Source organism: Dermabacter sp. Marseille-Q3180 (assembly GCF_940792985.1).
Lineage (GTDB): Bacteria > Actinomycetota > Actinomycetes > Actinomycetales > Dermabacteraceae > Dermabacter > Dermabacter vaginalis.
Map to the genome: position 1 here is coordinate 129,168 of NZ_CALNWU010000004.1, position 21,754 is coordinate 150,921.

The 21,754-nt window shown below is 63.6% G+C and carries 17 protein-coding genes; 5 read left to right on the plus strand and 12 right to left on the minus strand.

Annotated features, from left to right (window positions below):
• Positions 1 to 3: 3 nt before the first annotated feature.
• Positions 4 to 1,197 carry an exonuclease SbcCD subunit D gene (locus NBW56_RS09725; protein ID WP_250259066.1) on the minus strand — a complete coding sequence of 398 codons (1,194 nt, stop codon included), beginning with the start codon at positions 1,195 to 1,197 and terminating at the stop codon, positions 4 to 6.
• Between the two features lie 42 nt (positions 1,198 to 1,239).
• Here NBW56_RS09725 and NBW56_RS09730 point away from each other — a divergent pair, with 42 nt between their 5' ends.
• A complete protein-coding gene (locus tag NBW56_RS09730) occupies positions 1,240 to 1,710 on the plus strand; it encodes a VanZ family protein (protein WP_250259068.1) in 471 nt (156 codons plus the stop codon).
• 67 nt (positions 1,711 to 1,777) lie between these two features.
• Here the strand turns inward: NBW56_RS09730 and NBW56_RS09735 are convergent, their stop codons facing one another.
• Entirely contained in the window at positions 1,778 to 4,027 is a 2,250-nt protein-coding gene (locus NBW56_RS09735) for a bifunctional metallophosphatase/5'-nucleotidase (protein WP_250259070.1), read from the minus strand.
• Positions 4,028 to 4,285: 258 nt separating this feature from the next.
• On the opposite strand from NBW56_RS09735, the gene NBW56_RS09740 reads away from it, so the two are divergent.
• Positions 4,286 to 5,695, plus strand: coding sequence for an NAD(P)/FAD-dependent oxidoreductase (locus NBW56_RS09740; protein WP_250259072.1), 1,410 nt, complete (start codon positions 4,286 to 4,288; stop codon positions 5,693 to 5,695).
• A 133-nt stretch (positions 5,696 to 5,828) separates the two neighbouring features.
• Complete coding sequence (locus tag NBW56_RS09745) at positions 5,829 to 7,157, plus strand: hypothetical protein (protein WP_250259074.1); 1,329 nt, start codon at positions 5,829 to 5,831, stop codon at positions 7,155 to 7,157.
• On the opposite strand, the gene NBW56_RS09750 is transcribed toward NBW56_RS09745, so the two are convergent.
• The 9 genes from NBW56_RS09750 to recR all read right to left on the minus strand — a co-directional run bounded on the left by NBW56_RS09750 (position 7,154) and on the right by recR (position 16,734).
• A complete protein-coding gene (locus NBW56_RS09750) occupies positions 7,154 to 8,059 on the minus strand; it encodes an SDR family oxidoreductase (RefSeq protein WP_250259081.1) in 906 nt (301 codons plus the stop codon). The genes NBW56_RS09745 and NBW56_RS09750 overlap by 4 nt on opposite strands.
• A gap of 9 nt (positions 8,060 to 8,068) precedes the next feature.
• Positions 8,069 to 9,085, minus strand: coding sequence for a dTDP-glucose 4,6-dehydratase (gene rfbB, locus NBW56_RS09755; protein ID WP_250259082.1), 1,017 nt, complete (start codon positions 9,083 to 9,085; stop codon positions 8,069 to 8,071).
• A gap of 36 nt (positions 9,086 to 9,121) precedes the next feature.
• Entirely contained in the window at positions 9,122 to 10,456 is a 1,335-nt protein-coding gene (locus NBW56_RS09760) for a UDP-glucose dehydrogenase family protein (protein ID WP_150333745.1), read from the minus strand.
• A 193-nt stretch (positions 10,457 to 10,649) separates the two neighbouring features.
• Positions 10,650 to 10,994, minus strand: a complete 345-nt coding sequence (locus NBW56_RS09765) for a PRC-barrel domain-containing protein (RefSeq protein ID WP_055088921.1) — start codon at positions 10,992 to 10,994, stop codon at positions 10,650 to 10,652.
• Between the two features lie 5 nt (positions 10,995 to 10,999).
• Entirely contained in the window at positions 11,000 to 11,668 is a 669-nt protein-coding gene (locus NBW56_RS09770) for a TetR/AcrR family transcriptional regulator (RefSeq protein ID WP_250259083.1), read from the minus strand.
• A gap of 187 nt (positions 11,669 to 11,855) precedes the next feature.
• Positions 11,856 to 12,926 (minus strand): aspartate-semialdehyde dehydrogenase, encoded by a 1,071-nt coding sequence (locus tag NBW56_RS09775; protein WP_250259084.1) that lies wholly within the window; start codon positions 12,924 to 12,926, stop codon positions 11,856 to 11,858.
• A gap of 22 nt (positions 12,927 to 12,948) precedes the next feature.
• Positions 12,949 to 14,313, minus strand: coding sequence for an aspartate kinase (locus NBW56_RS09780; protein ID WP_250259085.1), 1,365 nt, complete (start codon positions 14,311 to 14,313; stop codon positions 12,949 to 12,951).
• A gap of 112 nt (positions 14,314 to 14,425) precedes the next feature.
• Complete coding sequence (locus tag NBW56_RS09785; protein WP_250259087.1) at positions 14,426 to 16,033, minus strand: hypothetical protein; 1,608 nt, start codon at positions 16,031 to 16,033, stop codon at positions 14,426 to 14,428.
• Positions 16,034 to 16,140: 107 nt separating this feature from the next.
• Positions 16,141 to 16,734 carry a recombination mediator RecR gene (recR, locus tag NBW56_RS09790; protein ID WP_284346112.1) on the minus strand — a complete coding sequence of 198 codons (594 nt, stop codon included), beginning with the start codon at positions 16,732 to 16,734 and terminating at the stop codon, positions 16,141 to 16,143.
• A 78-nt stretch (positions 16,735 to 16,812) separates the two neighbouring features.
• On the opposite strand from recR, the gene NBW56_RS09795 reads away from it, so the two are divergent.
• On the plus strand, positions 16,813 to 17,388 hold the full coding sequence (locus NBW56_RS09795) for a GyrI-like domain-containing protein (RefSeq protein WP_250259096.1): 576 nt from the start codon (positions 16,813 to 16,815) through the stop codon (positions 17,386 to 17,388).
• A gap of 7 nt (positions 17,389 to 17,395) precedes the next feature.
• Complete coding sequence (locus NBW56_RS09800) at positions 17,396 to 18,901, plus strand: amidase (protein WP_250259098.1); 1,506 nt, start codon at positions 17,396 to 17,398, stop codon at positions 18,899 to 18,901.
• A gap of 39 nt (positions 18,902 to 18,940) precedes the next feature.
• On the opposite strand, the gene NBW56_RS09805 is transcribed toward NBW56_RS09800, so the two are convergent.
• The gene (locus tag NBW56_RS09805) at positions 18,941 to 21,733 is read right to left on the minus strand and encodes a DNA polymerase III subunit gamma and tau (protein WP_250259100.1); all 2,793 of its coding nucleotides are present in this window, start codon (positions 21,731 to 21,733) and stop codon (positions 18,941 to 18,943) included.
• Positions 21,734 to 21,754 lie beyond the last annotated feature (21 nt).

The window sequence follows — 21,754 nt, forward strand, 5'->3', positions numbered from 1 at the left end:
GATTCAGGAGGCCTTTCGCTGTGCGTGCGACTCGGTGAGATCGGCACGTGCGCGCGCATCGGCAAGCACCTGCTCGATGATGTCTCGTTGCGCGGGGTTCGGTTCGGCACCCGTGACGTAGTCGAAGAATTCCGAGATGACCTCCGCCGGTGAAGCCTCGCGCGTCACAACCGGCGCGGCACTGGATTCCGTTTCGCGTGTGGAGCGGAACTCCGTAAAAAGGAGATGTGGAAGCGCCGCGCTCAGGACCTGCTGAAGGTGCGCGGGGCGAGTTTCCTCCCGCACGATCGCGTGGACCCAATCCTCCGAATAGTTCGGGGCACTATCGAGAATCTCTTTGAGAGAGCCGTCCAGTTCGATGAGCCGGCGGCGCACGGGAGTGGGAATACGTTCCACCTCGACCGACCCAGAGGAGTCCATCTCGACAAGAAGAACAGCTTTGGTGTGGTGACGCTCCGAGAACGAGAAGGCAAGAGGGCTTCCCGAGTACCACGCGATGGGCCGCTCGCCAGGGACGAGCGCACTCATGTTTTGGCAGCCGTGGAGGTGGCCGAGCGCGACGTAGTCGACTCCCGCAAACACGCTCCCGGGAACAGACGCCACACCACCCACGCTCAGGTCGCGTTCGGAATCCGAGCCGTCCCCGCCCGCAACGAAGGTGTGGGCGAGAACGACGCTTCGCGGATGCCCGAGAGTCTCGAGTTTTGCGCGGACTCGATCCATCGCCTGAACCGTGACATCTTCGTGCGTGCGAGGAAGCGGGTCGCCGCCCTTGGGGGCAAGGCTGTAACGTGCAAGATCCGGATCAAGGAAAGGCAGCCCGAAAAAGAGCACCTCACCGTACTCATCGGCGACCGAAACCGGATGCTCGATTCCTTCAACATCCGCGAGAATGTGGATGCCGGGCCGCATGAGTTTTGCGCCAAAACCGAGCCGCACCGCCGAATCGTGGTTGCCTGGCGTGAGGATCACCGTGGTTTCTTCCGCGAGCGCTGCGAGAGACTCGTGCAGCAGCTCAACCGCCTCGACGGGCGGCACCGAGCGATCGTAGATATCGCCGGCGATCACGAGGGCGTGCGCGCCGGTTTCACGGACTTTCGCCAGAAGGAAATCCTGGAACTCCCGCTGGTATTCGTGCAGGTTCTCACCGTGCAAGGTGCGCCCAAGGTGCCAATCCGACGTGTGAAGAATTTTCATGCTTTCACTCTAAAAGGAGGGTGGGACATTTAAACTCACCCCATGAAATCCGCACCTTTTCTCGCCCTCGTGGCCGCTCTCGCCAACGCCGTGTTCTTTCTGCCCAAAGTTCCCGAGGCAGCCGAGCCGGTCGCCTCCCTCCCCGGCGCGGATAAGCTGGGGCACGTCCTCGTGTTTGCTTTCACGACCTGGGCGTTTTCACGACTTCTCTCGCTCGAAGACTCGGGCGTTCTCTCGTGGTCACCTCGGGCTGAGAGTGGCGCTCACCAGCGTGGGAGCACGAGGCTCGGCACCGTTTTCGGGTTCGTGAAGGTCCGACACTTACTCGGTCTCATTGTCACCCTCCTCCTGTGGGGCGCCGCAATCGAAATCCTGCAGTCGTTCATGCCCGCACGCTCAGCAGATGTCACCGACGTGCTTGCCGACGCATGCGGCATCGCCCTCGGCGTCGGAGCCCTGTGGATCGAACTCGCGCTCGCCCAGCGTTCTCGCGCACGCCTCTCCACAAACTGAGGGGGCGCCCCGCACCCGGGCTCGATGGTCCGGTGCAAGGCGCCCCGCGCTCATGAAGTGCGCACATCTATGCGCGACGGCGATGCACAAGCACGCTCGCACCCGCAATCATGGCAACGGCGGAAAGGCCTACCAGGCTGGTGACTTCTGCACCTGTTCGCGGAAGGCTCGACACAGAAGGTGTGCGAGCGTCGTGCTCCGTCGAAGGCTGCGATTCTGGCGTGCCGGCGTCGGAATCCTCGCCATCGCCCCGGTCACTGCCCTCACCCGAGCCATCTTCGGTGCTGCCACCCTCATCGGTGCCACCCTCGTCAGTGCCACCCTCGGAACAGTTCGCGGGGACGTCACCCGTGCGGGTCACCTTCAGTGGAAGGGTGATGGCTGTGCCGGTCTCGGGAACAGCCGTGACGGTTGCGTCGTACTCGCCAGCCTCAAGACACTCATGCGGGAAGAGGTCCACGGTTGCGGCCCACTCGCCGAGCGTCTCGTCAAACGCGTAGTCGGCCTCGTACGTGTGACCACCGATCGTCACGATTGCTTTCGTAATCTTCGGTGCCCCGAGTGAAGTCGAGTGGAGCTTCGTGATCCGCACACGCAGCGGGTTGTCCTTCGTGCCGGCAGACGCAGGATCCTCGTTGAGGAACTCGATGCCCGCGCCGCGCTGGCTGTAATCGGGTGTGAGGGGGGAATTCTTCGCGATGTAATCCATCCACGTATCGCGATCGAGAAGACCCGTATCAACGTGGTTCTTGCCCTTCTTGAAGACGCTGAACTCGTCACCACCGTCGAGCAGGAAGCTCTGGCCGACAACCGTGTAGAGCTTCTCGGTATCGGCAAGGTCAATCTGCTTTCCATTGAGCCAGATGCCCGTGATGTGCTTGCCCTTTTCGGCGCTCGGATCGAACGTGTAGCTCACGTTCTTCGATAGTCCCAGCTGGAGGTAGGGGCGGTCAGCGTTATCGCGCCACTGCTGTTCAAGCATGGTTTTGAGCTGCGCGCCCGTCAGGTCGACCGTGTGCACGTTGTTAGCGAACGGCATGACGTCGTTTGCGTTCTTGACGCTCACCGTTCCATCCTCGTTGTAATAGAGCTCGGCGCGCATCGAACCGGGGCCCATGACGCCGAGATCGGGCTTCTTACCCGGGTAAGAATCGCGGTTCAGCGCCCACACCTGGGATTCAGCGGCGATATTGGAGATTGCCGAACTGGACGAACGGTCATCGCCCTTCTTGCTCTCATCACCGGCCTTGCGGCTCCACGTATCGTTCTTGTACTCGGCCTTTGAGCCGTCCCACGCGGTCGTAACGTCACCCGTGACCTCGCCGATCTTCTTCGAGCCGAGCTCGTCGCCCTTCGCAATCGCAGCGTCGGCGATCTTCGCAGCCTCGACGTACCGCGGGTAGTTCGCGCAGCCTTCCCCCTCAGACTTACCTTTGGTGGGCACGAGTGTCGGTTCCCCGGCGCTCCAATTGCCCTCGGCATCCTTCGTGAAGGAAACGGCGCCAAGATTCTGCCCGTACTCGCCGGTCTGGATGATCGAACGACCGTTGTGCACGTACAGATAGGACTTGTGGGTGTGGCCGGTGAAGATAGCGTTGACCTTTGGGGAGGTGTCCTCCGCGAGGCGCGCGAGAAGCGCGTCGTCGATCGTCGAACCAGCCTCGGCGCTCTTTGCACCGCCCGCGTGGTACTCAGCCACGAGGAAGTCGTACTCGACGCCCTCGGCCTCCATTTCCTGGACGACCTTATTAACCTCGTCTACGGCATCGGTGAACTCGACACCTTCGATTCCCGCGGGGGACACGAGGTCACGAGTTTGCTCGGTGACAACACCGATCACGGCAACCTTGAAACCGTCGTGCTCCTCAATCGAGTAGGCCGGCAGCGCCCGCTTTCCGTCCTTGTACACGTTCGCACCGAGGATCTCGAAATTCGAGTTCTTCGCAATGCGTCCAGTGAGATCATCAAATCCCTGATCGAACTCGTGGTTACCGACGGCGCTAGCCTCGAGGCCGAGTGCATTGAGGTAGTCGATCGTCGGCTGATCCTGCTGGATGAACGATTCGAACTCGCTCGCGCCGACGTTATCGCCAGCCGAAAGGAAGAACGAAGGGCCGTCGACCTTCGCGCGTTCTTCTTCGAGCGTGCAGGCGAGGTCCTTCGCCGAAGCGTTGATGCGGCCGTGGAAGTCGTTGATATTGAAAAGAGTAAGGGTGTCTTGCTGTTCCTCGGCGAAGGCCGGGGATGCGGCCACCAGCGGGGCCGTCACGAATGCCGCGGCGAGGAGTGCACCGGCGCGGCGCAGGGAGAGAGCCATGTTTTTCCTTGAGGAGTCGTGCGCGGGCACGGGGAAGACCGCGCGGGTCTAAAAGGGTCACCTTTATTGCACACGAGAGAGTTCGCGCGCGTGCGTGAATTTGACGCAACTGGGACGCAAAATTCACGGCGCGTTCATCTTGCGTCGTTCTCGTGCTCCCCCTCTGCGCTACCACAATGTGGAGCTTTCTTTCACGTCACCGTTTTACGGTTATGGACGGCCGTAGCCGAGTTGCATTACCGAAGGAACAGATCGTTCATGCCCTTGCTCCCCGCGTTCTACCGCAAAACCGTGCCCGCCAAAGACGGCGCAAGCTGGCCCCATGTCGTGATCGTTGGCGGCGGATTCGCCGGCGCCCACCTCGTACTCGCCCTTCGCGACGTGCGTGTGCGCGTGACCCTCATCGATCGGAACGTCTACAAGACCTTCCAGCCGCTTCTCTACCAGGTGGCCACCGCCGGCCTGAACTCCGGGGATGTCACGATGTTCCTGCGCGGGCTCTCCCTCCACGCCCCCAACATGCGCTTCCGCCAGGGTGAGGTCACCGGGATCAACACCGACGAGCAGGTCGTGAAACTTTCCGACGGCGGTTCGGTGCGCTATGACCACCTCGTTTTGGCAAGTGGCGCCACCACGAACTATTTCGGTACGCCGGGCGCGGAGGAATTCGCGATGCCGATGTACACCCGCTCGCAGGCCCTTGAGATCCGTGAGCGAATTTTCGCGGAGCTCGAGCGCGCAACTCAGCTCACGGAGATGAGCTTCACCGACCGTCTCGCGATTTCGATCGTGGGTGGCGGCCCCACGGGCGTGGAAATTGCGGGTGCGCTCGCCGATTTCCGCATCAGCGAGCTCGATGTGCTCTACCCGGAGGTGGACCCAGGCACCCTCGAGATCTCCCTCATTCAACGCGGCGATGAACTCCTCAAGGCTTTTGAGCCGCAACACCGTGAATATGCGGCGCGCGAGCTCGAAAAACGTGGCGTGAAGCTACGTCTCGGCCAAGGCGTCGAGGAGGTCGGCTACGACTTCGTGCGCCTCGCCGATGGCTCCTACGTCGAATCAGACATCACGATTTGGGCCGCGGGCGTGAGCGTGTCTACGTCGGTTAACGCGTGGGGCTTCCCGCAGGGGCGCGGGGGGCGAATCGATGTCGATCCCACGCTGCGCGTCAAGGGCTTCGACAACGTGTGGGCCGCGGGCGATATCGCCGGCGGCGATCACCCTCAGCCGCAGCTCGCCCAGCCGGCGGTCCAGATGGGCCAGCACGTCGCGCGCGCCATCAAGGCGCTCGTCGAAGGTGATGAAGCCGCAGCGGAGAAGCCGTTTAAGTACAACGACCTGGGGGCGATGGCCACAATCGGCCGACGTGCCGCTATCGCGGAACTCCCCGGTGGGGTCAATCTACAAGGGTCGATCGGTTGGCTCGCGTGGCTCGGCGTACACGTCTCGAAGCTTCTCGGCACACGCAACCGCCGCTCGGTCGCGGCGAATCTTCTTTACCTCTACAACGGCACGGGGATGTCGCGCGTACCGAACCCGGTCGTGGGCGATGTGGATTCGTTCGAGGCACGACGGGCCTTCCGTGAGAACGCTCCGATCCGACGCTTCGGCTACCAGGCGGGCAAGCGCTTCAAGGATCCGGGCAAGCCGCGCACGCGCCGCTAGGGCATGCCCCGGGTTTTACACGGGTTTTAAGCGCGTTAAACGCTTTACGGTTGTTCCGTCACCTATGGTGAATCGTGCGTGGCAACTTCGTCGCGCCGCTCACTACCGCTCGCCAACCCCGTGAGGACACCGCATGGCACCACACCGGAACACCGCGCTTCGGCGCCGCCTCGGCGGTGCCGTCGTGGGCGCGAGCGTTCTGGCCTCGAGCCTTGCGCTTTCGTCACCGGTCTCGTTTCACCCCGTGGCGGCGTTCGCTGCCGACACTACCTGTACGCCCGGCGCCGCTACCCTTTCCGCGAAGAAGGTGGAAAAGGCCAAGGAGTTCACCGCTCTCGTGTGCGGCCTCAAGGAAGGGCAGCGCGTGCGCGGCGAGTATCGACATGCTTCGCCGTCCGGCTCGGGTGATGCCGTGCCCGCTCCCGTCGAGGGAATTCCCGAGGGCACCGCACCGCTCGGTTATTCGCGCGAGATTGCTGCGGTAGGCGCTGATGGGCGCGCAACGGTGACCTTCGTGATCGCCGAACCCGGAACCTACGCGATTAGCGTGGCACCGCTCGACGAGGGAACCGCCTCGAAGGCGACGGTCGAGATCACCGATCAGGCTCCGCCCCCGACGACGCCGGCTGAACCGTCGGACCCGGCGCCGAGCCCCACGCCAACAAAGGAACCTCCCGAGGACCCCACGGCGAGCCCCTCCCCTACACCTGCGCCGACACCAAAGCCCACCACGGAGCCTTCCCCCGAGCCATCCCGGGAACCGACCACCGAGCCGACACCGAAGCCAACCTCGGAGCCGACACCGAAGCCAACCTCGGAGCCGACACCGAAGCCCACGGCGGAACCCACGGCGGAGCCCACGCCCTCCCCTTCCCCAACGCCAACAACACAGCCCAAGCCAAGCCCCACGGAGTCTCCCTCCGAGGAACCGGAACCCACGGAACACCCCACAGCGGCGCCTTCGGAACCGGCCGCGCCTTCACCATCGGCAGCTCCTTCGCCTCTCCCCAACTCAGGCGAGCCCTCGCACGCACATCCGAGTGAGGCTCCCGCTGACACCGACCAGGCCCCCGGGCTCGACACCGACGGCGAAAGTGGAAACTCCTCAACCGAGGCTGCTGGCTCCGACTTCGTTCGCCCTCGAGCCCCGCACATGTCACGTATCCCCGCGCGAAATGGTCACGGCCGTTCGGCCGATTTCGGCGCTGTAGGAAGCGACTATTCAAAACTCGCGGGCCATGGCAAGGGCAGTGATGGCGTTGACAGGCCCGGTCCCACGCCGGGCAGCTTTCCCGCAAAGCCTGACGACGAGTCGAACGAAGGCTCGACCCAGCTCATTACCGATCCCTCTCGCCAACCGCTCGGGCTCTCGGTCGCATGGCTCATCGGGGGCGTAATTGCGGGCCTTGGCCTTGCGGCAACGGGCGCAATCGTGCTCATGCGCCGCAACTTCGATCGCTAGGCGAGGTACGCCGCGAGAGCCTCGAACTGTTCACGCGGGCGAAAACCCGCTTCGGTGATCTTGCTCAGATCAAGCGCCGAATTGATGGGGCGCAGAGCGACGCCCTTGTGCGCATCGAGGTACTCCGCACTCGACACGCTTTGGACCATGTTGGGATCGTGCCCCGTGAGCTCGAAAACCTTTTGAGCGATGTCAAACCACGACGCGGGATCGCCGGAATTCGACACGTTGTAGGTGCCAAACGGCGCGTGTTCACGCAACACGAAGTCAATCGCACGGGCAATTTCCTCGGTGAAGGTCAAGCGCCCGAACTGGTCGTTCACAACGGAGGGCGATTCGCCGTTTCGTGCGTGCTCGCGCATCGTCGCCACAAAGTTCTTGCCCTCGCCTACAACCCAGCTCGTGCGGAGAATGTAATGCGCCGCGAGGGTCGAGACCGCCGCGTCTCCGGCGGCCTTTGTTTGACCGTAAACGCCAAGCGGCGCAAAGCCCTCTTCTTCGGTATGGAACGCTTCCGAGCCATCGAACACGTAGTCGCTTGAGATATGCACAAGAACGGCGCCCGCTTCGCGCGCGGCCGACACGAGTAGCGCGACGCCCTGGGCGTTCACGGCCCACGCCTCACGGCGGCCCTCGGCGCTCTCCGCGCCATCCTTGTCGGTATATCCCGCAGCGTTGACGATCACCGAGTAGGGCGAAAAATCAAAGGCCTCAATCGAGGCATGCGCGCCAATATCGAGAACCTCGCGCTCGAGGAAATCCACGTCGTCGCGGCCAAGCCACAAACCCTGGAGGGCGCGACCAAGCTGCCCGCCGGCACCCACCACAAGGGTCCGCTCGGGGGTCTCGGTGGCCTGCTGCCATGCACTCTCCACAGGCGAGGTTGCAAAATCGTGGGACACGGGCATTCCTTACTGTTCGTTTTTCGCGTATGTCGCCTCGGTCGCGGCCTTCGAGGCCCGCCACCACTGCTCGTTGTCGCGGTACCAGCGTACGGTCTCACGGATACCGGCTGTGAAGTCGCGGTGGCGCGGGCGCCACCCAAGTTCCTGCTCGAGTTTGCGGGCATCGAGTGCGTAGCGCACGTCGTGCCCGGGCCGGTCGGCCACGAAGTCGATCTCGCCGGCCTCGCGCCCACATACCTCAAGGATAATTTCGGCGACCTCGCGGTTGCTTTTCTCGCACCCGGCGCCAACCAGGTAGGTTTCACCGATGCGTCCGCGCTCGAGAATAGCAAGAACGGCCGACGAATGATCGTCAACGTGGATCCAATCGCGCACGTGCGCGCCATCGCCGAAGACGCGCGGGCGCACGCCGTCGATAAGGTTCGTAATTTGCCGGGGAATGAACTTCTCGACGTGCTGGCGGGGGCCGTAGTTATTCGAGCACGTCGAAATCGTGGCTCTCACGCCGAAGCTGCGCACCCACGCGCCCACGAGGAGATCACTCGACGCTTTCGATGCGCTATAGGGCGAACTGGGCCGGTAGGGAGACCCCTCCGTAAAGCGCTCTTCGGTATCGAGAGCGAGGTCCCCGTACACTTCGTCGGTCGAGACATGATGCAGGCGCACACCATACTCGCGCACCGCCTCCAAGAGCGCGAACGTCCCCACGATGTTGGAGTGCACGAACACGGAGGGATCGGCAAGGGCATTGTCGTTGTGGGATTCGGCGGCGAAGTGCACCACGGCATCACACTCGGGGTCGAGGCTCCCCACGAGCGTACGCGTCACCTCACGATCGGCAACGTCCCCGACAACGAGACGCACGCGGTGCTCGGGAAGATCCGCAAGGTTTTCTTCGCATCCGGCATACGTGAGCTTGTCGAGCACTGTCACCGAATAATCCGCGTGTGTAACGACGTGGCGCACGAAGTTCGAACCAATGAACCCCGCGCCACCCGTCACAATCAACTGAGCTGCACCCATAGCCGCTAGTGTGCCACGGCACGGCACTCGAGACAGCTAGGCGAGCCTCCCGGCCCGATCACCACGACCGAGCGCCATGATCTCGAATCCCGCCTTGCGCCAGCGAGCAAGGTCGAACACGCCACGGCCGTCGATCACCACCCGTTCCGCCACGAGCTCAGCAACGCGCTCGGGATCAAGATCGCGGTAGATCTGCCACTCCGTCGCGAGGATCAGCAGGCGCGCACCGCTCATCGCTTCTTCGAGGTCGTCCACGAGGGTCAGTTCTTCGTAGCGGCCCCGCACAACGTCGAGGGCTTGCGGATCGGTGATGCGCACATCGGCGCCGTGACGCGCGAGCGAGAGCGCAATGTCGATGGCCGGCGAATCGCGTACGTCGTCACTATAGGGCTTGAATGCCGCACCAAGAACGGTGATGGGCACGCCCGCGAGGTTGCCGCCGAAGTGTTCGAGAGCGAGCTGAACGGGGCGTGCACGGCGCTTTTGGTTAATCCGGTCGACGTTGCGGAGAAACTCGAAGGAATCCCCCACGCCGTGCTCCTCGGCGCTCGCGATGAACGCACGCACATCCTTCGGGAGGCACCCGCCGCCGAAACCGATACCGGCCTTGAGGAAGCGGCGTCCAATGCGTTCGTCGAGACCGATGGCCTCGGCGACTTCGACGACATCCGCACCCGTCGCTTCGCACATTTCCGCGACTGCATTGACGAAGCTGATCTTCGTCGCGAGGAACGCGTTTGCGCTCACCTTCACGAGTTCGGCGCTCTCATAGCCATACACGAGTCGGGGCGTACCGGCTTCGAGGATGGGGGCGTACACCGCGTCAAGGTGCGCGATGGAAAACTGCTGATCCTCGTGCACGCCGTATACCAGGCGATCGGGACCGAGCGTGTCCTTCACCGCGTATCCCTCGCGCAGGAATTCCGGATTCCAGGCGAGTTCAATATTTGGCAATTCGGCGAAGGCTTCGCTCAGGCCACGCGCCGTTCCCACTGGCACGGTCGATTTGCCCACCACGAGAACTTTCTCGCGAGTGGAATCAGCGAGGACCTTCTGAAGACCTTCGCGAACGGCGTGAAGCGCACCGAGGTCGGCGGAACCGTCGGACCCCTGCGGCGTGCCCACGCACACGAAGTGCACATCGCACTCGCGTACATCCGAAAGGTCTGCTGAAAACCGGAGTGTTCCGCGCTCAAGTGCAGCGGAGAGCTTTTCGGGGAAATCGGGCTCAAAAAAGGGCGCTTCGCCGCGCTCAAGTTTGGCGATCCTCTCGGTGTCAACATCGATCCCCACGACATCGTGCCCCAGTTCTGCCATGCAGACTGCATGAACCGCGCCAAGATATCCGAGCCCAATCACCGAGATTTTCATATATACCCTCGTGCCGAATCAGTAAACCATTATCCAGTGGCGAAAAAACGCCATTGATTCGACTCTATCGACCGCGCACGTGCGCGCCCGCCGGGGTCACCGAGAGTTCACCGGGTACTTTCGGGCGTTCACGCGCCCGTTAACAACGTCTGATTTTCCGACGGTGGCCGCGGCCCATCGAAGCCTCGGCGGATCAGAACTTCGGGGCGGAGTGCGGATCGACCACGACGGCCGACTCGTAGTAGGAACGCAGTTGTTCTTCTTGCGTGAACGTCAAATGACCAAGCCCGTTAGCGCGGGGGGCAGCCTCGAGTATTTCGCGACAGAGAGAGGTTTTGGGGCCTTCATTATCGAGGTCGATATATTCATAGGGAATATAGACTTCGCGCATCCCAAAAGGGCCGAGTGCGATGGTGACAAACGAGATTTTTTGCGTGCGATCATTGAGGAAAATTTCGCACACCTTTCCGAGGCGCGCGCCTGATGACTCCCGAACGGTAGCGTTGCGGAGCCGGTCGAGCTCAACCTCGGTCGCCATAGGCCCTACTTTCCATCCTTCGGGGGAAACGGGTCAGCTTCGCGCAGGGGGATCACGAACATACGCAGGAAGATCGAGAGGTCATGATCATAGAGGCCATCATCCATGAGTGCATCGCGCATGAACACTCCGGTCCACATCGCGACGATCGATCGGGCGATCCACTCTGGAGCCGCGCCTTCCTCAAGCCACCCTTTTTCCTCGTACATCTCGAAAAGTGCGGTGAGTTTTTCTTCGGCCATCGTTTGCATACCCACGATGGCTTCATGCCCCGGGTGGTCCTTTTCGACAGCCTCGGCCCGCACCACGGCGAACATCACCGACTGATACTGGCGCACGGCATCCCACTCACGGATGGCGGCCGGCTCCTGCGCGGTCGCCACGAAATCGTCAATAAGCTCTTCGAAGTGGCGCGCAACGCGTTCAAGAACGGCCTGAAGCAGGGCTTCCTTCCGGGAGAAATGATGAAGCATGCCGGGGTGGGAAATGCCCACCCGTTCGGAAATGTCGCGAAGCGACGTGCCGCGGTAGCCATACGAGGAGAACAGGAGCGTGGCCTCTTCAAGGATGACCTCGCGCGTGCGTTCACCTCGCGCGCGGGTGAGGTTGACTCGTGCGCCGGGCTCACGGGAGGGTTCGACCGTGAGACGAGAGGTGCGGCGATCGGGGGTCATGTGTCAACACTCCTAGGCTTTTTCAACGGTGCTTTCGAGTGACTGCCGCGTACGTGCGATTCGAACCACACCTTCGAGGCTCGACCTGCGCGTACGGTAAGTTACCGTGATGCTGGTGGGGGAAAATTCACGGACGAATACCAATATTTACAGCAGTTACCACCAGTATTGCACAGCTTGAGAGTTTTCACCTCACGAGGCGCTCACAGATTTGCACCGCGTTGAGGGCCGCGCCTTTGCGCAGGTTATCCGAGGACACGAAGAAGATGAGTCCACGACCGTCAGGGACCGCCTGATCACGGCGGAAGCGCCCCACGAACGTGCCGTCGCGCCCGGCCGCAAGCCGCGACGTGGGCAGATCAACGAGGTTGACGCCTGCCTGGGCTCGCACTGCTTCCTGTGCTTCTTCCACGCTGATTGGCCGCTCGAACTCAGCGTGAATGCTGAGCGAGTGCCCCGTGAACGCACCGATGCGCACGCACGTTCCGGAGACGCGCAGCTCCGGAAGCTCAAGAATGCGCCGTGACTCGTGACGAAGCTTTTGCTCCTCATCTGTCTCAAGAGAGCCATCCTCCACAAGAGCGCCCGCAAACGGCACGGCGTTGAAGGCAATCGGTGCGGGATACACACTCGGGGCCGGCTCGGCCTCGAGGCTACCGTCAAGGGAAAGCTCTTCGAGGGTGGCCGACAGTGCCCGGGCCTGGCTCGCAAGTTCCTCGACGCCCTTGACGCCGCTTCCCGAGACGGCCTGATAGGTCGCCACCGTGAGCCGCTCAAGTCCCGCGCGCTCGTGGAGCGCCTTGAGCGCCGGCATCGCCGCCATGGTCGTACAGTTAGGGTTCGCGATGATCCCCTTCGGGGTGTTCTCCGCGCACTGGCCGTTGACCTCGGCAACGACGAGGGGAACCTCCGGATCTTTGCGCCACGCGGAGCTGTTATCGATCACGGTCGCCCCCGCGGCCGCGAACACGGGCGCGAGTTTCTTGGACGTCGCACCGCCCGCGCTCATCAACGCGATGTCCACACGGTTACCCTCGCCCTCGAGCTCCGCTTTCTCGGCATTCTCCACCACGAGGTCCTCACCGTTCACGCGAAGGCGCGAACCCGCAGAACGCTCGGAGGCGAACACACGAATCCTCGAGTGGCGAACGCGCCGTTCCTCGAGGAGCGCGAGCATCACGCGGCCGACCTGACCCGTGGCTCCCACGACTGCAATGACGGGCCCCGAAGGGTCCTTGTCCATAACCTTCTCGCCCATGGCCTTCTCCTTCCGCCCGCTCTCAGCGGCCCGTTCCGGCGTAAACCTTAGCTTCGCCCTCACCGTCGAGGCCGAAAGCCGTGTGCAATTCGCGTACGGCCTGATCGAGTTGATCGGCGCGCGTCACGATACTGATGCGAATCTCCGAGGTGGAGATCATCGAAATGTTGATTCCTGCGTTGGCGAGCGCACGAAATGCCATCGCTGAAACCCCAGGGTTAGACTTCATGCCCGCACCGATCACCGACACTTTCCCGATCTGGTCCGTGTAGCGAAGCTCGCGGTAGCCAATGTCCTTTTTTGCCGCCTCGAGGGCGCGCGTGGCCGCTTCGGCGTGGGCCTCCGGGATCGTGAACGAGATGGCGACCGTCCCGTCAACAGTCGACACATTTTGCACAATCATGTCGACGTGAGCCCCGACTGAGGCAACGAGCTCGAACACCGCAGCGGCCTTACCAGGGGTATCCGGGACCTCAACGAGGGTCACCTTCCCCTCGCTTCGATCATGGGCAATACCCGTAATCAGCGGAGCCTCGTGGCCCCCCTCTATCTGGAACGCCACGGGGGCCTCCTCATTCGTGGGTGAAACGGCATGGGCGGCCTTGAGGGCGCCGTGCCTCGTCATATCGGGGTCGATGGGAAAATCACGCTCGGAATTCTCGCAAATCACGGTGCCGATCCGGCCGCTGTAGCTCGAGCGCACGTGGAGCGGCACCTCAAAGCGCCGAGCGTACTCCACGCACCGCAGCGCGAGGATCTTGGCACCTCCCGCGGCCATTTCGAGCATTTCCTCCGAGCTGATTTCGGGAATGCGACACGCGCTCGGCACGATGCGCGGATCCGCTGTGAAAACACCGTCCACATCGCTGTAAATCTCGCACACGTCCGACTCAAGCGCTGCCGCGAGGGCAACCGCGGTCGTGTCACTTCCGCCTCGCCCAAGAGTCGTGATCTCCTTCGTGGTTCGCGAAACGCCCTGGAACCCCGCAACGATGGCGACATGGCCGTTATCGAGTGCAGTGCGAATTCGCCCCGGTGTCACATCGATGATGTGGGCGCCGCCGTGAAGCTCATCGGTGATCATCCCGGCCTGCGATCCGGTGTAGGCGCGGGCACTCACGCCATTCGCATTGAGCGCCATCGACAACACGGCCATAGAGATGCGCTCGCCGGCCGTGAGCAGCATGTCGAGTTCGCGGGCAGGCGGCTGAGCCGTGACCTCATGGGCGAGGTCGATGAGCTCGTCGGTCATGTCCCCCATCGCTGAGACGACGACAACGACCTCGTGCCCCGCTTTGGCGTACATCGAGATGCGTGAGGCGACGCGCTTGATCGCAGCGGCATCCTCGACGGACGATCCGCCAAACTTTTGAACGACAAGCGCCATGGGCGAGTTTCCCTTTCATGCGCGGTTTCCCGCGAAGGTGGCATGAATATTAATGCTCATGTCATTGTGGCAGCCCGGCGCGCAGGTGCGAGCGCAGCACGCCCGGCGAGGCTCACAGTGTGAGGCGTCCCGCGTGGAGTTCCTCGAGAGTTTCCGGAATATCGTGTTCGCCTTTCACTTTTGGCGGCTCGATGGTCGCAGGGGCCATCTGTTGCTCACCGAGCCCGAAATCGGGGAGGACCCCAGTGCGCGAGGCAATTTTCGCGATCTGCTCGAGGCTCGCATTTTTTGGTAGGCCAAGGGCCATCGCTTGGCGCTCTCGCAGGGCCGCCCTCACGCGCGGGTCGTCGGCCATGTCTGCTCTGGTTCCTCGCTTTGGAGCGATCGCCGCAAAGGGAACTTCGCGGCGCGCGTACCAGCCCGCGGGGCCGTACACGATCGTGCGCAGGTCAATCGCGATCGCGCGATACGTGGCGATCATGCCGAGCGCACTCGCGCTGAACCCGGCAAACACAAGGGCCATGATGTGCACGCTGCCCGCCCCGCCCGCATCACCGGAAGCGTTCAACACGATCAGGAACACGAGGAGACACGTGGCCTCGATCGCCGCGAGGCCAAGGGTCGTCACCCACACGACTCCGCGTTCCCAGCGGTTCACGGCGAGTCGCTCGGTGATCGTGGGGTACGTGCGCTGATCGCGAACTCCTCGCTTTGACGAGGGAATGAGGTGGAAGAGCGAGAGCACGAGAGGCGGAAGCCACGCGAAGGCACTCCCCCACGCGATCACGAGAAGAACAAAGGCGAGACGCGTCACGAGGGAGAAATCGGTCGCGTCGCTCACCTGCTTCAGATCGTCAATGTTGCTGAAAAGCTGGGCGATATCGGAGAGGAAGTAGAACGGGGCGAGGAGAGCGGCAAAAAGCACGATCTGCCACACGCGATAGCGAAGAATCGTCCAGAACGATTCGAGAAACATGCGCGAGTTCACTACAAGTTTGTTGCGCGGCAAATGCCGGCGATCCTGCGCAAACATCACGCGCGTGTACTGGGCAAACTTGGGTGTGCCCACAGCCGCTTGCCGCTTTCCCTCAAGTGCGTTGTACCCCGGGAGCCCGAGAGGGTTCGCCGCGCGGGCACACCCGCCCGCGACCGGCACACTCACGATCGCTACGGCGAGCATCGAAAGATAGCCCGCGACAACGATGTAGGAGAAATCGGCGAGCATAAAACTATTGCCAGGAAGGGCCGTGAGCAGCATCGAGAGCCCGAGCACCGCGAGCTGCGGCCATAAAAGCCACTTCGCAAACGACCAACCAATCGCCCGCCGAAACAGCTGCTCCGTGAGGTACTCACGGGGGCGAAGCCTCGCTGCGGAACGCAAACCAAGTGCCGCTGCGCCGAGGCCCGCGAGCGCGCCAAAAGGCGCCGATCCCAAAGCCACGACCAGCACTTCCCACAGGGAGACCCCGAGGCCGCTCAAAAGCGAGGTGACGAAGCCAGGCTCCGCAAGAGCGAAAAGAGGAAGGAACATGAACAGGGGCGTGAGCGAGCCAAGAAAAACCATGCCGAGGGTTCCCCACGACGCGGCCCCGACGAGGGCCATCCACACCCAGATCTTCCAGCGAGCCTTCGTGCGCATCACTTGCGCTGATTCGAAAAGAACCTCTTCCGGAAGATCGACCACTTGATCCCCCGTGGGCAACTTTTCCGGCTCAGGCAAGCCGAGCAGTGGAGGAAGTGGCTGCGCGGTGAGCCCAGGAGGCGTCGGACCCCCGACTCCCCCCTGTGGCGCCGCACCCGGTTGAACGACCTGCACCATCGATCCCCCTAAAACGCCCGGCGCCCCGCGAACGCGCGCCCGAGTGTCATTTCGTCCGCATAATCAAGATCCCCGCCAACCGGCAACCCCGAGGCGAGGCGAGTGACCTCGACTCCGGAATCAGCAAGCGTGCGCGCGATGTACGTGCTCGTGGCCTCGCCCTGAACGTTCGGGTCCAACGCAAGGATGACTTCGGTGATGCCTCCCTGTGAGACGCGATCCTGAAGCTCCTGAATGCGCAGATCCGCCGGGCCAACCCCGCCGATGGGGTCGATCGCCCCACCGAGCACGTGGTAGCGGCCCCGATACTCGCGAAGACGCTCGATCGCGAATACATCGCGCGGCTCTTCCACAACGCACAGCAGTGCACCGTTGCGGCGCTCGTCGAGGCAGATCGCGCAACGCTCTTCTTCCGCGATGTTGCCGCACACCTCGCAAAAGCGGATGCGCCTTTTTACCTCGGTGAGGGTCGAGGCCAGCCGCTCGATCGACGCGCTTTCCGCACCGAGCACGTAAAACGCGATGCGCTGCGCCGACTTGGGGCCCACCCCGGGAAGCATCCCGAGTTCGTCGATCAGATCCTGCACGATTCCCTGAAACACACCTAAACTCTATGGCACGGGTGAGACAAATAAACTCGTAAACTCGCCCCACGCCTATTCTCAACGCGAAAGCACACCATGACCATCCACACGACTCCCGGCGGAAGCGATGTTGAAAACGGCCGCGGCTACTCGACACTGACCGTGCTCGACCAGCCCTCCGTGCCTCTCGCCGCCGTCCGCGTCAACGATCTCGCGATGGACACTCTCGCAGAATGTGCACGCGTGGTTGCCGAGGCCCTTCCCCCGGCCCTCGAACGCGAAGGGGCCGCGATCACGGGGCATCTCGTCGTCGTGTTCTACCGCGTGGGCGGCATCGATAGCGCGCACGCCAAAAGCGATGTGGCGATCGGCTTCCCGATCGAAACGCCGCTCGAAGAGGAAATCGCGGTGAAGTCCGACGCCACCTCAGCCTTCACCGACCTTGCGGCGCGCACCGTTACCCTGCCCGAGGGGCGCATCGCGGCCCTTTCCCACAACGGCCCCTACAGCACGCGCGACGACTCGTGGAATGCCCTGCTGACAACACTGACCGACCGTGGGCTCGAGCCCACGCCTCCGTTTTGGGAAGTGTCGGTCCCGGTGGGCGAGAACGATACGGTCGTGACGACCTCGCGCACCGACCTTTTCGCGCCTCTCGCACCGCTGAACTAAGAGGCTGATGATGGTGGGCGCCGGAACTCAAGAAGATCCGCTCGATTTCAGCGCGCTGCGCCTCGCGCGCGCCTATCGCGACGGGGAGCTCACGCCGAGCGTCCACATTGAGCGTGTGCTTGAGCGCGCCCACGAACGAGGAGAGAAGCTCGGAGCTTTTTCGTGCTTTGCCGATGATCTCTCGAGGAGGCAGGCCGCGCGCGCCGAGGAGATGCTCCGTGCGGGAAACGACGTCAAGGCGCCGCTTCTCGCGGGCATTCCCGTACCGATCAAGGACCTCGTCGAGGTCGAGGGTCTCCCCTTCGAGGCCGGTTCTCCAGCTCTCGCCGGGAACGTCTCGACACATACCGATGGCGTGGCCCAGGACATCATGGGTGCCGGGACACTCACGATCGGGAAAACGACCACGAGCGAATTCGGCATGAGCGTGTTTAGCGAATCGCCGCTTGGGGCAGCGCGCACCCCGTGGGATACGCGGCGCACCGCCGGTGGCTCGAGCGGCGGTGCCGGAGCAGCCGTCGCGAGCGGTATCGCGCCGCTCGCCCACGGCAACGATGCCGGCGGAAGCGTGCGGGTGCCCGCGGCGTGCAATGGCGTGCTCGGCATGGTGACCTCGCGCGGCACGGTGAGCTCCGGCCCGCATGGGCTGGATGGGCCGGGTCTTGCGCGTCACGGGATGCTCGCGCGAACGGTCGCTGATGTTGCGCTCGGAATTGACCTCATTTCGAGGACACGGCCCGGCGATGCGTATGCCGGCGCTCGAGCATTGGACACTCGCGGTTGCGGCGCCCTCTCGGCGGTCGACCATACTCTCGTCGCGCTTGAGGCCCGCGAGGTGCCGCCGCTCCGGATCGGGCTCATCACTGAGCCGATGGTCGCGAACGTGGAGCTCGCAGCCTCCTCTCTCGAAGCCGTCGAGCGTGCCCGCTCGCTTCTCGAAGCCCTCGGACACACGATCATCGAGATCCCCGCCCCCATGACGCCCGAGGATTGGCAAACGTTTATGCCCGTGTGGGCGGTGGGCGCCGCCTCGTTGCCGTTGCCCTTCGGGCCGGCCGGAAGTGCCGAGGCTCGTGTCGGCGAGGAAGCCGCGGGGGTGGGTGCGCTGACACGCTGGTTACGCCGCATCGGCGCCGGCGTGAGCGGGGTCGAATACGCCGCTGCCCTCGCACGGATTCAAGAGCTGACGAGGCGCATGGCCGAGGCGTGGCAGGGCTTCGAGGCGATCCTCACGCCGATGCTCTCCGAGCCTCCCGTGCTCGCCAACCGGATTCCCTCCGATCCGCACGAGGACTTCGACTTCCAGTCGCGCTTCACGCCGTTTACGAGTGTGTGGAACATGAACGGCTTTGCCGCGATGAGTGTGCCGATTCACCGCACCGTGGTGGAGGGAGTCACGCTCCCCGTGGGCGTCCACCTCGGGGGAACGCGCCCCGGAGCCGAGGGAGTGTTGCTGAGCATCGCCGCCCAGCTCGAGGCCCTCGACCCCTGGCCCACGCTGATCACCCCCTGAGGCTCACAGTCTCTTCATGATGTGAAATGGGGCCTTGCCTCAGGGCTGCTCGTCGATGACTTCGAGCACCTCGCCGCCGAGGAATTCTTCAACGATTTCGCGCCCGGGGCGGCGCTGCGAACCGGTCGAGGACGCGTCCTCGTCATCGAGCGAAGCGCCTTGGAACGGGTCATCGTCCCCCTGAGGCGCGGCTGGCGCTTGTGTCTCCTGAGCGTGTGGCGCATGCTGGCCGCGGCCCTCGTGCCCGTAGCCGCCACCACCCGCGTGGCGGTGAGCCTGCGCCTCGTGAAGCGCTTGACGCGCGAGGGCGGCGCCCGTGAGTCGGGGCGCCCCGGCGGGGCCTAGTCCCGGGCCGCGCGTGAGTTCACGTTTTTCGGTCGCCGGCTCGGGCCTTTCCCCCGGTGCTTCACCTAATCCCCAGCTGTCGTCGCGGTTCGATGCAGCGCTCCCCGATCCGGACCACGCATCTGCGTTCTGCGCATCGACCTCTGCCTGGGCTTTCTCGATCGCCGGATCTTTTTCATGGCTCGTCGGGACGTGCGCATCGGGCACGTTCACGAGAGTCGCTGCTGGCTCAAAGCCACTGCCAAAGGCTCGCCGCATCGCACTTTCGAGCGCGTGCTGACCATGCGTGCGCGGCTCCCCCTCACCCGGCTGTGCCGGTATGCGCACGGGCTCTGTCACGCCTCGCGGTTTCTCTGAGGCGCTGCGCTCACTTCGCGGAACAGGCGCCCAATCCTCAGGTGGCGCTTCCACGTCACTTGGCGCATCGTCATCACTCAATGGCGGTGCGTCATCGACGGTGTTTCGGCCCCCGTGACTGCTGTCCTCGCCATGCCCGGAGTGAACCCTCGTGTCCGAGCTCTGCACCCCGCGGGGCCCCTCGGCTGGCATCTCATGCGAAGAATCGCCGCTCGCCCCGCCGCCGGTGGAGGGTTCACGGGTTGGGCCAGCACCCCCCGCGCTATTTCCACCGCTCGGCGGCGCCTCACCGGAAGTAGCTTCGACCGTTACGTCCACACGCATGATGCGGCGCACAGCTTCGGCCATATTCGGCGCGTGCTGGCCTCGATAGAACGCGTTCACGAGCCCCTGGCTGCGGAAACTCAACACGAGGGTTGACCCATCAAACGAGTGAAGGCCCGCGTTTTGGGCGATGAGCGCCCACGACGCACGCTTGAGCGTCTGAAGCGTATCCATAAGCGCCGACCAGTGCCCCTCGACATCGCTCACGCTCGCTCCCGACTTCGCCGGCGCGACCTGCGGGGTTGGCGCGCTCTGCGCGGAAGGTGCCGGTGGCGCGGTGGAAGGGGCAGGCTTGAGGGAGTCCGACGGTTGCGGCGCCACGAGGTCGCCCCATGAATCGTCGCTGCTGCTCGCTGCCTGAGGCCGTGCCGACGCCTGAGGCTGTGCCTGCTGCTGAGGTTGTTCTTGTGGCTGAGGCTGTTCTTGTGACTGAGGCTGCGCCTGCCGCTGAGTCTGCTCCGGCGTCGATCGAGAGGTCTCGGGCGCAGTCTCCTCAGTTTCGCGCACGTGCGAAGCCTGACCGTTGTCGCGCCCTGCGGCCGCTGCCGCTTGTTCACGTGCGACCTGCACAGCGCGCTGACGTGGCGAGAGTGTTTGCCGGGAAGCGTCGGACTGAGAAGCCCCACCCGGCGCACCACCGCGAGCCGAGCCGCCGGTGCCGCTCGCGTTCGTGTGCGCCCCGCCCATTGCGGCGCCGGTGCCTGCAGATGAGCCAAGGATGAGGCGGGCGGCGAGAAGCTCGAGGTGCAGACGCGGCGACGTGGCGCCCACCATGGAGTTGAGGGCCTCGCTCACGATCTGCGCCAAGTCCGTAAGAGTGCGCGGTTCGAAGCGCTCGGCCTGGGTGCTCAACCGGTCGAGCTGATCGAGCGGCACATCGGGAAGAAGGTCGCGGGCACGCTCCGGAGCGGCAACCAGAACGATCAAGTCGCGGAAGCGTTCGAGCAGATCCTCAACGAAACGTCGAGGCTCGTGGCCTGAACCGATCACCTCGTCAAGCACACCGAACAGGGTCGCGGCATCGTGCTCAGCGATCGCCTCAACCGCGCGATTGAGCAGCTCCACATCGGTGAATCCCAGCAGGTTGGTCGCAACCTCCAGTTCAACGCCGCGTTCATCGGAACCCGCGATCAACTGGTCGAGCACGCTCAAGGTGTCTCGGGCAGAGCCGCCGCCAGCGCGCACGGCGAGAGAGAGGACTCCATCCTCCACGGCGACGCCCTCCTGCGCACAGATCTCTTCGAGATAGGGAAGGAGCACCTGCGGCGGGATGAGGCGGAACGGATAGTGGTGTGTACGCGACCGGATCGTGCCGATCACCTTGTCCGGTTCGGTCGTCGCAAACACAAACTTGACGTGCTCGGGCGGTTCCTCGACGAGTTTCAGGAGCGCGTTGAAGCCGGCCGAGGTGACCATGTGGGCCTCGTCGATGATGAAGACCTTGAAGCGGTCGCGGACCGGAGCGAAAGCTGCACGTTCACGCAGGTCACGAGCATCGTCAACGCCACCGTGGCTCGCCGCGTCAATCTCGACGACATCGAGGCTGCCCGCCCCATCTCGCGCGAGATCGCGGCACGAATCGCACGTGCCGCACGGCGTATCGGTGGGGCCTTCAGCGCAGTTAAGACAACGGGCGAGGATGCGCGCCGAGGTGGTCTTGCCGCAGCCGCGGGGGCCGGAGAACAAATAGGCGTGACCGATGCGGCCCGACTTCAATGCGCGCCGGATCGGCTCGGTGACGTGGTCCTGGCCGATCACTTCGGCGAAGGACTCGGGGCGATAACGACGGTAAAGAGCTGTAGCCACGACACCAGCCTAATGGAGGCG

Excerpts from the sequence above, each read along its gene's own strand:
- NBW56_RS09770 (WP_250259083.1), bottom strand. The coding sequence starts at position 11,668 with ATGACCCCCGATCGCCGCACCTCTCGTCTCACGGTCGAACCCTCCCGT.
- NBW56_RS09760 (WP_150333745.1), bottom strand. The coding sequence starts at position 10,456 with ATGAAAATCTCGGTGATTGGGCTCGGATATCTTGGCGCGGTTCATGCA.
- NBW56_RS09735 (WP_250259070.1), bottom strand. The coding sequence starts at position 4,027 with ATGGCTCTCTCCCTGCGCCGCGCCGGTGCACTCCTCGCCGCGGCATTC.
- NBW56_RS09745 (WP_250259074.1), top strand. The coding sequence starts at position 5,829 with ATGGCACCACACCGGAACACCGCGCTTCGGCGCCGCCTCGGCGGTGCC.
- NBW56_RS09730 (WP_250259068.1), top strand. The coding sequence starts at position 1,240 with ATGAAATCCGCACCTTTTCTCGCCCTCGTGGCCGCTCTCGCCAACGCC.
- NBW56_RS09775 (WP_250259084.1), bottom strand. The coding sequence starts at position 12,926 with ATGGGCGAGAAGGTTATGGACAAGGACCCTTCGGGGCCCGTCATTGCA.
- NBW56_RS09795 (WP_250259096.1), top strand. The coding sequence starts at position 16,813 with ATGACCATCCACACGACTCCCGGCGGAAGCGATGTTGAAAACGGCCGC.
- rfbB (WP_250259082.1), bottom strand. The coding sequence starts at position 9,085 with ATGGGTGCAGCTCAGTTGATTGTGACGGGTGGCGCGGGGTTCATTGGT.
- NBW56_RS09765 (WP_055088921.1), bottom strand. The coding sequence starts at position 10,994 with ATGGCGACCGAGGTTGAGCTCGACCGGCTCCGCAACGCTACCGTTCGG.
- NBW56_RS09800 (WP_250259098.1), top strand. The coding sequence starts at position 17,396 with ATGATGGTGGGCGCCGGAACTCAAGAAGATCCGCTCGATTTCAGCGCG.
- NBW56_RS09740 (WP_250259072.1), top strand. The coding sequence starts at position 4,286 with ATGCCCTTGCTCCCCGCGTTCTACCGCAAAACCGTGCCCGCCAAAGAC.
- NBW56_RS09725 (WP_250259066.1), bottom strand. The coding sequence starts at position 1,197 with ATGAAAATTCTTCACACGTCGGATTGGCACCTTGGGCGCACCTTGCAC.
- NBW56_RS09780 (WP_250259085.1), bottom strand. The coding sequence starts at position 14,313 with ATGGCGCTTGTCGTTCAAAAGTTTGGCGGATCGTCCGTCGAGGATGCC.